The 12,987-nt window shown below is 45.8% G+C and carries 9 protein-coding genes; 4 read left to right on the plus strand and 5 right to left on the minus strand.

Annotated features, from left to right (window positions below; translation table 11 throughout):
* The first annotated feature begins 116 nt into the window (after positions 1-116).
* Entirely contained in the window at positions 117-455 is a 339-nt protein-coding gene (locus NFI81_RS03080) for a PadR family transcriptional regulator (protein ID WP_234614305.1), read from the plus strand.
* Positions 452-3,052: an ABC transporter permease gene (locus tag NFI81_RS03085; protein ID WP_234614304.1), complete on the plus strand. Its 2,601-nt coding sequence runs from the start codon at positions 452-454 to the stop codon at positions 3,050-3,052. Before NFI81_RS03080 ends, NFI81_RS03085 begins: the two co-directional genes overlap by 4 nt.
* A 90-nt stretch (positions 3,053-3,142) precedes the next feature.
* Here NFI81_RS03085 and NFI81_RS03090 read toward each other — a convergent pair whose 3' ends face one another.
* From NFI81_RS03090 to NFI81_RS03110, 5 genes are all read right to left on the minus strand, one after another.
* Positions 3,143-4,498: a hypothetical protein gene (locus NFI81_RS03090; protein WP_234614303.1), complete on the minus strand. Its 1,356-nt coding sequence runs from the start codon at positions 4,496-4,498 to the stop codon at positions 3,143-3,145.
* A 422-nt stretch (positions 4,499-4,920) separates the two neighbouring features.
* On the minus strand, positions 4,921-5,775 hold the full coding sequence (locus NFI81_RS03095) for a ThuA domain-containing protein (RefSeq protein WP_234614302.1): 855 nt from the start codon (positions 5,773-5,775) through the stop codon (positions 4,921-4,923).
* Complete coding sequence (locus tag NFI81_RS03100) at positions 5,756-6,760, minus strand: Na/Pi cotransporter family protein (protein ID WP_234614301.1); 1,005 nt, start codon at positions 6,758-6,760, stop codon at positions 5,756-5,758. Before NFI81_RS03100 ends, NFI81_RS03095 begins: the two co-directional genes overlap by 20 nt.
* A gap of 418 nt (positions 6,761-7,178) precedes the next feature.
* The gene (locus tag NFI81_RS03105) at positions 7,179-7,541 is read right to left on the minus strand and encodes a VOC family protein (RefSeq protein ID WP_234614300.1); all 363 of its coding nucleotides are present in this window, start codon (positions 7,539-7,541) and stop codon (positions 7,179-7,181) included.
* A 97-nt stretch (positions 7,542-7,638) separates the two neighbouring features.
* Positions 7,639-8,205, minus strand: a complete 567-nt coding sequence (locus NFI81_RS03110; RefSeq protein WP_234614297.1) for a Crp/Fnr family transcriptional regulator — start codon at positions 8,203-8,205, stop codon at positions 7,639-7,641.
* A gap of 229 nt (positions 8,206-8,434) precedes the next feature.
* On the opposite strand from NFI81_RS03110, the gene NFI81_RS03115 reads away from it, so the two are divergent.
* Together NFI81_RS03115 and NFI81_RS03120 are read left to right on the plus strand one after the other, a co-directional pair.
* Positions 8,435-10,453, plus strand: a complete 2,019-nt coding sequence (locus tag NFI81_RS03115; RefSeq protein WP_234614296.1) for a TonB-dependent receptor plug domain-containing protein — start codon at positions 8,435-8,437, stop codon at positions 10,451-10,453.
* Between the two features lie 34 nt (positions 10,454-10,487).
* Positions 10,488-12,986, plus strand: coding sequence for a bifunctional YncE family protein/alkaline phosphatase family protein (locus NFI81_RS03120; RefSeq protein ID WP_234614295.1), 2,499 nt, complete (start codon positions 10,488-10,490; stop codon positions 12,984-12,986).
* The last annotated feature ends 1 nt before the right edge of the window (position 12,987 follow it).

The raw sequence follows: 12,987 nt of genomic DNA on the forward strand, positions 1-12,987 counted from the left end.
TCGCGAACAGCAAACTCTTCCTAAAATGTCGGTAATAGGCATCAAAGGCCCATTTTCGCTCTTTCTCAAACCTGGCATGCATTTATACTATAAAATATAAACTAATCATTTTTTGAATGCGGAGGACGTATTTGGGAGAATTTGAAGAGCTTGTACTACTCATGATCGCAATCCTCGACGGGCACGCTTACGGCGTTACGGTATCGCAGGAAATTGAGCAGCATACGGGCAGGGTTGTGACTTTCGGCGCGGTTCACAACACATTGATCCGCCTGGAAGAAAAGGGGTTCGTGACCTCCCAGCTGGGCGGGGCCACGACAGAGCGTGGCGGCAGGCGGAAACGCCTTTTCAAGGTAACAACCCTTGGAAAAAGTGCGTTAACTGACATCCAGCAGCTGCGTAACAAGCTTTGGACATTGATGCCGGATGCCACATTAAAACTGAACGGCCTATGAATACGCCACTACCACCGCGCTGGGCCAAAGTGCTGCTTCTGTGGCTCCATCCTGAAAACACGATTGAAGAAGTAGAAGGAGACCTGGACGAACTGTATGCATATTCGTATCAACGGTTTGGGAAAAGGAAAGCAGTGCTGCGTTATCTGCTCAATGTCGTTTCTGTACTTCCGCCATTTGTACGCCGTCGTAAAACACAATATAAACCATCACTTTCTCTTAGCCCTGATATGTTAAAAAATTATTTCAAAATCGCCTGGCGGAACATTGTCCGTCAAAAAGCTTATTCCATACTAAACATTGCCGGTTTATCCATCGGTATGGCGTGTAGCATTCTCATCCTCTTGTGGGTGCAGAATGAGCTGAGTTACGACCGCTTCCACGACCGCGCCAGCCAGCTGTTTCGACTAACCTGTAGCGCTGGCGATTTCAAAACGGCCGTAAGCGCAGCCGGTATGGCCGGCGGCTTGCAGGCACAACTCCCCCAAATAAAAAGCGGAGTAAGGATCAGCAAACTCAGTCCGATGCTGTTTGAGGTGGGAGAAAAAAAGGTGGAAGAAAAGCGCGTCTTTTATGCAGATTCCAATTTTCTGGAAGTTTTTTCATTTCCCCTGCTGTCAGGAAATACGGCTACCGCCCTGAAAGATCCGGGAGCGATCCTGATCACCGAAGAAACAGCCAAAAAATACTATGGAACAAGCGATGCGGTGGGCAAGACCATCCGTATCAACAACAACGACAACTTTACCATTGCGGGCATTCTGGTCAATTCGCCTTCCAATTCGCATTTGCAATTTGATGCGATCATTCCGATGAAAACGATGGCGAAATGGAACGGGGATCTGCAAAACGACACATGGAATAATTTCAACTTTTATACTTATCTCGAACTCGACGTAAAGACGGCCGGATCTGTCCCGGCCCAACAGAAAGTTTTGCTGCAAATTGCCAATGTGTTCAAGGCTCGCGGTCAGGATATCAAACTTGACTTTCAACTGCAACCGTTAACGGACATTCACTTGCATTCCAATCTGCAAATCGACCTTCCCGGCCACGGTAACATTCAGTATGTCAATATTTTCCTTATTGTTGCGATTTTTATTTTAGTGGTAGCCTGCATAAATTTCATGAACCTGTCCACGGCGCGCTCCGAGCGCAGAGCCAAAGAGGTAGGGCTGCGCAAAGTAGTGGGTGCGAACCGCTATCAGCTTGTTTTCCAGTTTCTTGGCGAATCGCTCATCTTTTCGTTCCTCTCGCTGGTGATCGCGATCGGGATCGTATACCTGCTGCTGCCCGTTTTCAAAATGCTCACCGAGAAAACGCTCGCCATTAATTTGCTGGATGGGAAATTGTTGCTGAGCCTGCTCGGCATTGCAGTATTGACCGGTTTGCTTTCCGGCAGTTATCCCGCATTATTTCTGTCTGGGTTCGCGCCCGTAAAAGTGCTCAAAAGCAAAATGAGAGTCGCAGGTGGAAACCTGCTCTTCCGAAATGCGCTGGTGGTAACACAGTTTGTGGTCGCTATTGTGTTGCTAGTGGGCACGGCGGTGGTTTACAAACAGCTGGATTTTATCAAAGAGCGGAATCTTGGTTTTGACAAGTCGAACCTGCTTTACCTGCCCATGACCGGCGAGTTGGGTGGCAAGCAACAGGCATTGAAAGCGTCACTGGCACAAAATCCGCTGACAGAAAATTTTACCGTCATTTCAGGTCTGCCTACAAACCACGAATCCGGCACCATTGATGTGATCTGGGATGGACAAACCGCCAAAAACCAGGTCGTTTTTCCCTCGTTCGATGTGGACGAAAATTTCGTGAAAGTCTTTAAATCACAATTGCTGGCAGGCCGCGGCTTCGACAAGGCATTTTCAGGAGACAGTTCGAGCTATATGATCAATGAAAAGGCGATGCAGGTCATGGGGATGAACCTGGAAAATGCTGTGGGAAAAAGCCTGACATTTGGTGAGACTAAGGGGACAATCATTGGCGTTGTGAAGGACTTTCATTTTAAATCGCTGCAATATGCGATGGAGCCGCTGGTACTTCGACTTAACAAATGGGGCGGCGTGGTGGTGGTGCGTACCACGGCGGGAAGTAACGAGCAAGCAATCAAAGCGTTGGGAAGGATCAATCAGCAGCTTAACCCCGCCTTCCCTTTCACATTCGGTTTCCTGGATAAAGACCTGGATAATCTTTACCGCAGTGAGCAGCAAATGGGAAGCATTTTTAACTTGTTTGCCGGCCTGGCCATTTTTATTTCTTGTCTGGGCTTGTATGGACTGTCAGCATTCATGGCTGAGCAGCGCACCAAAGAAATAGGCGTACGCAAAGTGCTGGGTGCAACCGTCGCCGGAATGGTGGGATTACTTGCCCGGGATTTTTTGAAGCTCATTTTAATTGCCATAGTCATCGCCTCACCGATTGCCTGGTATGCCATGAATAAATGGTTACAGGGATTTGCCTACCAAACCACCCTCGAATGGTGGGTAATTGCCCTGGCAGCGATATTGGCGACTGGGATTGCATTATTCACAATCAGCTTTCAGAGTATTAAAGCAGCACTGATGAATCCGGTTAAAAGTTTGAGGAGCGAATAAATTCACCGCTATGGCGCGGGTCAGGAGCCGGACAAAGAAGGCACAGTAATGTTTGCCGATTTGGTGCTTGAAATCCAGAAGCAGTCTCACTCACTTTACTTTGAGGCTCGACCAATATGGCTTTGTCTCGGTTTTGTCCGGATAAATGCCAGTGATCATGTATTCACCTGATGGCAAATCCGCCGGGACTGTGTATTTGCCAAGCGCAAAACTTACCCCGGCCATCGCCCAGCTGTAAATAGCGACTTCCGGAACGAGAATGGTGGTCTTTTCGGCTGATTTGAGGCGAAGTCGCGGAAGATGGTCTGCGTCAAAAGTTACCCGTGGCGTAGTGAACATCAGTGGTGTGGGCTTTACGTAAAACTCGTCACCTCTGCTCACCGACAGCTGTTCAACATTACGGTCCGTGCTGTTGCTCAGATCGCCCTTCCAGATAGATTCCAGACTTTTCGTGTCTTTCTTGGCCAATTCAAGAGATGCTTTTCCCAGCAATTTATCATTTTCAAAATACGACAGCAAATAGGAGCCATCGGGCAGGTTGGCAGGGATTTTATCAAGCATCAATGACTGATTATCATTCACACGGACCGGAAATGTTGCCGGCACTGGCATGGAAGCGTTCGAAAAGGCCACTGTGTACTTTTGCGTAGGCAGAAAGAACCCACCGGACGCTTTAATGGTATCTGGCCGTGCATATTGGAATGGGTAGTAATTGAAATCACCCACGATTGGGGTTGCCCTTGTGAACCTGATTCCCTCGAAAACAACGGGATTTTGATTGAAAAACGTGAATTCAATGCTCAGTGGCTCGTTGGTCGCGAGTGCCGCCGCGTTGGCAAGATAAACACGCGGATCTTCCGTATAAAGACTAACCTCCTCGGTCAGGCCGGTTTTTGTGTTTGTAATTTTAATAAACGGGCCACGGAAATCGTAGGAAGCAGGTGAACTGCCTTCCTTCACATCGAATCTGAAAGGAAGCTTAATGCCAGCCGCATTAACCGCAATTTCTTTTTGCAGCAATTCAATTTTAGGAGTTCCGGAAAAATTGAAGTAAATACTCAGGAAGGAGAAATCATTGTCTGCCTTATCCTCTAACTGAAAAGACAGGGGCGATGTGCGCTGAAATTTATAGCTGATCGTGCTGTCAGGCGTTGGCTCGTTTGTATCATATCTTACCTGCACGCCTGGCTTCAAGGATAGTGTCACTTCTGCCAGCTGCGCGTTATAAGTTGGCGGAAAGCTCACCATGTAAGCATTATGCAGTGAATCGAAGGTGATTTTTTCAGAACCGGCAACCTTCACGCCTCGAAGCAGTTCTGTTGCCAATATCATCTTCCCTTCCGGTATGGGGTCAGGCTTGGGAGCGACTTGTAATATCCTGGAATCTTTGTCACAGCTGATCAAAAGTCCAATCGACATGACGAACAGGTAAACCAATTTTTTCATAGCAGATAGAGGAATTAGCAAGCGGTGACATAGTACATCGAAGTAAACGTAATACTACATGAAATGCAAATTTTTGTTCTGATAATTATAAAACAAAACATTTACTTGCTGAACATTATTTTACCGCGTAATTGATTCGCACAGCTCTTTAAAAAACCTAAGTCAACACTAACCTTACACTTTTACCTACCAAAGCGGTTGTTCGAGCTTTACAAAATAGATTGTGTTGAGATCCACGGCGCCGCTTGATGGCAGGATTTTGGAGATATATGAACCTAATTGGGGGCCTCTACTTGTTCCGGACAGTTTTCCGATGGCAATTCGTGGTCTGTACAGCTGCTCAAAACGGCGGTAGCAGCAGCAAAACTAAGGCAAGAAAATAAAAATGTCTTCTATGCGAAGAATACCTGCTGGGCGTTTGGTTATGGCAATTGTCCTGCCCAGCGAATACCTCCAATGATGTGCTGCATTGCATTGGGATCATTGAACGTTTGCGCGTTGTGACCAAGCGCCGTATAAAACATTCTTCCATGGGGCATCTGATGCGTCCATGAAATCGGGTGATCACCGTTCATTTTTCGCCAAATCGAGTTGTACGAGTTTTCGTTCAGGCTCAATAAAACCTGAAACCCTGGTTTGTCGCGTATGTTCTGCTGAAAATTATACCACTCGTCAACCTTTCGCCATTTTTTTGGAAGCCCTTGGTTTATTGGATGTGCAATGTTCTCTGTAATGAGTTCAGCTTCGGGCATATGAGGCAAAAAAGTATGATCGCGAAACAATGTTCCAAGCAAATTGCCATACCATTGCCAATGGTGCTCCGTATCGGAGGCCGAATGAATTCCTGCATAGCCACCGCCGTTTTCAATATATTTCTCAAAAGCAATCTTTTGCTGATGGTTTAGTATTTCTCCTGTTGTAGAAACGAAGACGACAACTTTGAAGTGGCGCAGATGTGTTGAATCTATATATCCTGCATCTTCGGTCGCGTAGACTTCCCAGCCTTTATTAGCACATTCTTTTGTTAATGCCGCAATTGCCGGCTCAATTGAATGATGCCGAAAGCCATTAGTTTTGCTGAAAATTAAAATGCCGCCATTAATTTTAGATAAAGGAAGTGATGGCGTTTGCGCGAAAAGCGATTTGGAAGAAAGAATCCCCGACTTCTGAAAGGTGTAAAACACAAAGACCAATGCCAACAGGCAAATCAGAAGGCAAAGGTATACAGGACATTCCAAAAGTTTGTTAGAACTATTATTAGGCCCTGGTGCTGTCATGGCTATCTTTGGTTGACATGGAAGGTAAGCGCTCAGTCTGTGCCATGGCCGCTTTTTGCTTCTCTGGCAAAAGCCGGTTTAAAAGCCGCTCAATGGATGGGATCAGAGGCAAGAAAAGCACGACACCGGCAATATTAAAAATCATGTGGGCGTTGGCAATCTTCTGCTCCATACCAGCACTTTTGGAAAGCCACTCTATAAATGTGACGAATTGGGGAAATACGGCTAAACCAAAGGCAATGCAAATGATGTTAAAGAATAAGTGGAACAATCCTGTTTTGACCGCCTGGCGGTCGGAACGGATTGTCGCCATTAGCGTGTCGGAGCATGTCCCAAGTTCGGCGCCCAGCATTACGGCAATCGCACCTGGTAAATTGATCAATTCTTTCTTGGCCAGGGTTATGACCATGCCCACGGTGGCCGACGAAGATTGAATCACCAGCGTAACCAATGCGCCGATTAGCGTCCCCCGAAAAGGGCTGTCAAGTTTTTCCATCCAGGACAAAAACTGTTCATGATCTTTTAAGGGCTCAACAGCCCGTTCCATGGTGTACAACCCAAAAAACAATATTCCGAAGAAAAGGACGACCCTGGCTGATTTGGAAACTTTTTCACTTCTGGCAAAAAAGCTGAACACAAGCCCAAGGAAAATAGAGATGGGGGAATATTGGCCTATATCTAAGGCGATTAGCTGACTGGAAAAGGTAGTGCCGATATTAGCCCCCATGACTATTCCCAGAGACTGACGAAAGGTCAAAGCCCCGGCGTTGACCAGGACGATGGTCATGATAATGACGGCAGACGAAGAGTCTAGCAGAATTGTCGCAACAGTCCCGGTAATGACCGAAGTCACAACATTTTTGGTAAACAGGTCCAGCCATTTGTTAGCCTTATGCCCGATCAGCTCCCTAAGTGTATCGGAAAGATTGTTGATTGCAAACAGGAACAGGCCTAACCCGCCAAGTACCATTAAGAAAATTTCCATATGGTGTTTTCTTGCAAATTAGCATAAGGGATATTAACGGTATATTAATTAATCATTTGTCCACCGCCATTGCAACTACAAGGTATAATATTGGGTGTTATCATTTCTTAACCTTGGCGGGTGTCTTTACGCTTTCCTCTATCTTGGTCGCTGCAATCTCATTCAGTCCTTTGCAGGGTCCGGTCTTCCGGATGCGGAGCCTTTCCGTAGCACTTAGTATGATGCTGTTACCTATTAACAAAGTCTGATTGCAAAACAATGGCAGGCTTGCCCTGCCAAAAATTGGTTTTTTATAACCACCTGGAAGTATCCGCTACATAAATGCGCCCACTTCTTTGTTGTAGATTGTGAGGCGGCCTGCAATAGGCCGCCATTTTATTCACAAGCCGACAAGTCGGAAATAGCGCTGCATGTTGCCTTACCACTGCTGGATAACTACACATAACTGTTTGTCCGTAAGAGCAAATTCCTGGGCTCCCCATGGTCGTAAAGTGACTTTGTCAAGATTAGGATGTAGGTATTCAGGGTGGCTTGCAGAGATCTTAGTATACACTGATTGGATATCATCAGTTACCAGTCGAAATTCAGGATGATGTTCCTCTGCATATTTCCTATCTTGAAATAAATTAATGCGTAAGCCATCTTTTTCAATCACGCAAAAACGCTTATGTGTCTTTAATTCGTTATGCGTGATCGTAAATTCCAGACAATCGATGAAAAATTTAAGCGCATCACTGATATCTGCGTAAAATACGTTGGGGACAAGTTTGCTGAATTTCATATGGGTAAAGTCTTGTTTGCTGGACGGAAATGTCAAATCACGATAGAGTTTTAAATCAAAAATATGTCATCGGCCGGATTCGTCCTATTGATCCAAATCAAGAAATAGTTTTTTTCGAAATGGATTTCCGGACCCTACTTAGCGTTTCAGGGGTCAGTTTGAGATAGGATGAGATCATTTTCAAAGGAAAAGCTTGTAGCAGCAGTGGGCGGTTGTTAAGAATGAAGGTATATTTTTCGGTGGGAGTCATCGATTGATCAAAGAATTTCATTCTTTCTAAGCCGCCTTCTAAAACCCTGTTCAGTTGCAAAAAAGCAATCGACCTTCCAGTTAAATAATGAACAGTATCAAGACTGAGTTCGAGGATCTGGCAGTCCGTGAAGGTTTGGACGTAAATTTCAGAGGGCCGTTGAGATATCAGGCTTTGATAATCGTAAACCCATTCACTTTGAACACGTAAATCAATTATATTCCGATCCAGCTCAGATCCCTGTCTATATTGGTAAATGGATCCACTCAGCAAATAATACATTGATTTAGTCACCTGGCCTTTTTGGAGAAGAAATTCGTTTCGAGCTACGTGTCGCATGATAACCGCTTCTTCAAAAAGCCACACCTCTTCATCCGTGTAAGTGCCGGTTGCCCTTAATATTTCTGAATACATAGGCTCTGAATTTTTAATGTGAAAATACGGCAATTGTAGCATTTCAACGAAGACAGTAATGCAAGGCAGGAGACAATTTCTTAAAATTGCCTATTGCCCAGGCTTCTGTTTTCGAACTTTGGAAATGAACCTTAACAAATTGGTAATCTTGCCATCGGGTTTTCCCTGAACAGAAGACTTAGTTTTACTAATTATTTTAATCTCGTTTTAATACTGTTGTTATTCACCTATGAGGATATTCTACTGCTGTTTTTTCATCCTATCATCCACGATTTACAGTTTTGCCCAGGAGCGTGATTCACTTCGTACTGAACTGCTTAATCAAGTAAATGTCACGGCGAACAGAACACAACAAAAGACCTTGGAAACTGCGGGTTCCGTATCGGTAATCTCTGCCGGAACTTTGCAGACCTACCAGCCGCGAACTACGCCGGAGGCCTTGATGGGTTCTACCGGCGTCTTTATCCAAAAGACGACACACGGAGCCGGATCGCCATTTTTACGCGGGTTGACAGGCAACCAGACACTCATTCTTATCGATGGCATCCGACTGAATAACAGCACATTCCGCTACGGCCCTAATCAATATCTGAACACCATTGATCCTTTCATTATTGACAAAATAGAAGTCCTCCGGGGCGGTGGTTCAGTCGCATATGGCTCCGATGCATTAGGCGGAACGCTCCAGCTATTTACTTCCAATCCCGCATTCTCCGACAAACCGGCTGTCCATGGCAAAGCAGTCGCGCGGTATGCGACCGGCGATATGGAAAAAATGTTACGGGCAGGAGTTGCACTCTCCGGGTCTCGAGTTGCATTCTCGGGCGGTGTGAGTATCCGGAACTTTGGGGATTTGATAGGCGGGGATACCACAGGTAAACAATCGCCAAGTGGCTACAAGGACCGGGCTTTTGATGCAAAATTGCTTTTCGGCCTTAGCGACTCGTGGACGCTTACGCTTGCCCATCAATCGGTTTCTCAAAAACACGTACCGCTTTACTATCGCTATGAGCTTGAAAATTTTGCTTTAAATGAGTTCGATCCGCAAAAGCGTTCTTTGAGTTATTTCAAATTAAATGGTACAACAGCTAGTAAATGGGCTTCGGAAATATCGCTGACCGGATCATGGCAGGCGACTAACGAGGGGCGGCTCAGCCGGAAAAATGGGAGTAACAGCCTACGCACAGAAACAGATAAGATACAGACCTCAGGCTTGATATTCAATATTCAATCCAATATTAATGAATTCTGGAATGCTAGTTCTGGAATTGAAATTTATAATGATCAGGTTGAAAGCAACAAGATCGATCAGGTTGATGGTACTAGCCCGGTTACAAGCCGTGGCCTTTATCCTAATGATAGCAAATATCTCAATTACGCAGTTTATTCGCTTCACCAGTTTAAGTTGGATGATTGGCGGTTTTCCTTAGGTGGACGCTTTAATGGTTTTCGTATAAAAGTTGCGGATGAAGTGCTTGGTAATGTGTCCGTGAAGCCAACAGCTCTGATTGGAAATGCGTCCGTCTCATATTTATTGAACGAGCATTCCAATTTTTATACATCCTTTCACTCCGGGTTCAGAGCGCCCAATATTGATGATATGGGAACGTTAGGGATCGTTGATTTTCGGTATGAAGTGCCCGCTTATGATCTTAAACCTGAAACATCCTCCAACTTCGAAGCAGGTTACAAATTCCGGTCGGAAGGCTTCGCTATGAGCGCGGCTTTGTATCAGAATAACCTGCGTAACCTGATCACACGTGTACAGGTTGCCGGACAGAAAATCGATGGCATTGATGTATACAGGAAAGAAAACGTAGAGCGCGCATACATTCGCGGAGCTGAGCTTGATGTGGAATATGTGTTCAGTGAATATTGGAAAATCTATGGATCGGGTGCTTATAATTTCGGTAAAAATGTAACTAAAAATGAGCCTGTCCGCCGCATTCCGCCATTGAATGGGAGATTCGGATTAGAATATCGCAGAAGTCAATGGTTTGTACGTCCGGAAGCCTGGTTTGCTGAAAAACAAACGCGGCTGGCAGCCGGAGACGCAGGAGACAACCGCATTCCAAAAGGAGGCACACCGGGCTGGGTGGTTGTTAATGTGATGGCGGGTATCGATACAAAACATTTTGCAGTAAATGCTGTCGCTCAGAATCTTACCAATAAAGATTACCGTACGCACGGGTCGGGAATTAATGGAGTGGGCCGGAGCCTTTGGCTGACATTAACAGGGAAATTTTAACAATATTATAATTCAACAATACCAATTACTCACCATGACAAAATATTTGAAACTCGGACTTTGCTTGCTGCTCTGCGGTGCTCTCACCTACGGTTGTAAGAAAAATGTCGGCTCGTCGGCTGGGCGCGAGGAGTCGGCCATTGTTAAAGCGCTTTCTTCCAAGCGCATTGATTTACCCAATGGTTGGTCACTTACGCCGGTTGGCAGAAGTCTGGATCTGGATGATCTGCCTTTGAATCTGGTGGTTTCTCCGTCAAAGAAATATCTGGCTGTGACCAATAACGGGCAAAGCACACAAAGCATTATTTTAATTGATGCAGCTTCGGAAAAGATCCTGGATTCAGCCAGGGTAGCCAAGTCTTACCTGGGTTTGGCATTCAGTCAGGATGAAAAAACGATCTACGCTTCTGGTGGAAATGATAATAAAATTTTAGTATTTAAAATTGAAAATCAACAGCTTGTCCCTGCCGAGCCGATCGTGCTGGGCAAACCCTGGCCGGTTAAAATTTCGCCAACCGGGATTTCCGTTGACGATGCGCAGAACAAAATATATGTTGTTACCAAGGAAGATAGCTCGCTTTACATTTGTGATTCTCAAACAAAAAAGACTATCGGCAAACTAAGCCTTGGCGCAGCAGCTTACACCTGTTTACTTTCTAATGATAAAAAGGAACTGTATGTTTCACTCTGGGGCGGCTCGCGGGTAGTAATCGTGAAAACAGAAACGCAAAAGATCGTAGCTGAAATCGCTACGAACAAGAACCCCAATGATCTGCTTTTGACCAAAGACGGCAAATTTTTATACGTAGCCAATGGTAACGACAACACCGTGGGGCTTATTGATCTTACCAAACGTCAGATATCGGAAACATTAACAACTTCGCTTTTTCCAGATGCGCCCGTTGGAACGACTCCTAATGGCCTGGCGCTGAGTGAAGATGAGAAAACGCTTTACATTGCCAACGCAGACAATAACTGCCTTGCTGTTTTTGATGTTGAAACAAAGGGGCGCAGCCATTCCATTGGCTTTATCCCGACCGGCTGGTATCCGACCGCTGTGAAGACGATCGGTTCAAAGATTTTTGTTACCAATGGAAAAGGCTTTTCTTCCAAAGCCAATCCAAAAGGTCCTAATCCAAATTTATCAAAAGTCCCGCAGCAGGTAGGGCCCAACCCACAGGCTTATACGGGAAGAGAGCAGTACATCGGCGGGTTGTTCAAAGGCACTTTGTCGATCATTGATGCGCCCTCGACGGAGGCGCTTTCCGCCTATTCACGAGTAGTTTATGCAAATACGCCTTATACCAAAAACAAGGAACTGAATGCAGAAGGAGAGGTTGGGAACCCGATCCCGATGAAGGTAGGAGACAAGTCGCCAATTAAATATGTCTTTTACATTATCAAGGAAAACCGGACTTACGACCAGGTCTTGGGTGATATGAAAGAAGGAAACGGCGACGCTTCGCTGTGTTTGTTTCCGGAAAAAGTTACGCCAAACCAGCACGCGCTAGCCCGTCAATTTGTGCTGCTCGATAATTTTTACGTGGATGCAGAAGTGAGCGCCGACGGGCATAACTGGTCGTCTGCTGCATATGCCAATGATTATGTGGAAAAAAACTGGGTAACTAGCTACGGCGGCCGCGGTGGAACGTACGATTATGAAGGCAGCAAGGATATTGCACACCCACGGGACGGATTTATATGGGACCATGCATTGCGTGCAGGCCTTACTTTCCGGAGTTACGGCTGGTTTGCAGACGAAGGAAAAGCAAATATTAAAACATTGGAAGGCAACTATTGTCCGACTTTTAAAGGTTACAATCTCGGTTACAAAGACATTGACCGCGAAGAAGCCTGGGAAAAGGACTTCGATGAACTCCTGGCAGCCGGTAAACTTCCAAGGCTGAACACCCTACGCTTTGGCAACGATCATACCTCCGGTGCCAGTGTTGGAAAACCAACTCCATTTGCTGCTGTCGCCGACAATGACCTTGCAGTAGGGCGTTTTGTTGAGCACCTTTCCAAAAGCAAGGTCTGGAATGAATCGGTTGTATTTATCCTGGAAGACGACGCGCAAAACGGGCCGGATCACGTGGATGCCCACCGCTCTATTGCTTTTGTTGCAGGTGGTTTTGTGAAAAGAGGTTTTGTAGACCATACCATGTATTCAACTTCGGGAATGCTGCGTACGATGGAGCTGATCCTGGGCATTAAACCGATGAGCCAATATGATGCCGCCGCCACGCCGATGTGGAGATGTTTTAACAAAACGGCTAATTCCGCAGGTTTCACATCCAAAGAAGCAGGCGTTGACCTTGCTGAGAAAAATGTGGCAGTGAATTCCAATTCACGTCAATCTGATCAGTTCGACCTTTCCGTGCCTGATGCCATTGACGACCTCATTTTCAGCCGGATTGTGTGGCAAGCGGTGCGTGGTGAAAACAGCGTTATGCCTGCGCCGCGCCGGGGCGCATTTGTAAGACTTGAAAAAAAGGGGGATGAGGAAGAGGAAGAAGGATTTGATGAAGATTAAT

The organism is Dyadobacter fanqingshengii (genome assembly GCF_023822005.2).
GTDB lineage: Bacteria > Bacteroidota > Bacteroidia > Cytophagales > Spirosomataceae > Dyadobacter > Dyadobacter fanqingshengii.

Bases quoted from the DNA above. Each gene is read 5' to 3' on its own strand.
- NFI81_RS03080 (WP_234614305.1), top strand. From the start codon at position 117: ATGCGGAGGACGTATTTGGGAGAATTTGAAGAGCTTGTACTACTCATG.
- NFI81_RS03110 (WP_234614297.1), bottom strand. From the start codon at position 8,205: ATGTATTCAGAAATATTAAGGGCAACCGGCACTTACACGGATGAAGAG.
- NFI81_RS03095 (WP_234614302.1), bottom strand. From the start codon at position 5,775: ATGACAGCACCAGGGCCTAATAATAGTTCTAACAAACTTTTGGAATGT.
- NFI81_RS03085 (WP_234614304.1), top strand. From the start codon at position 452: ATGAATACGCCACTACCACCGCGCTGGGCCAAAGTGCTGCTTCTGTGG.
- NFI81_RS03090 (WP_234614303.1), bottom strand. From the start codon at position 4,498: ATGAAAAAATTGGTTTACCTGTTCGTCATGTCGATTGGACTTTTGATC.
- NFI81_RS03105 (WP_234614300.1), bottom strand. From the start codon at position 7,541: ATGAAATTCAGCAAACTTGTCCCCAACGTATTTTACGCAGATATCAGT.
- NFI81_RS03100 (WP_234614301.1), bottom strand. From the start codon at position 6,760: ATGGAAATTTTCTTAATGGTACTTGGCGGGTTAGGCCTGTTCCTGTTT.
- NFI81_RS03115 (WP_234614296.1), top strand. From the start codon at position 8,435: ATGAGGATATTCTACTGCTGTTTTTTCATCCTATCATCCACGATTTAC.
- NFI81_RS03120 (WP_234614295.1), top strand. From the start codon at position 10,488: ATGACAAAATATTTGAAACTCGGACTTTGCTTGCTGCTCTGCGGTGCT.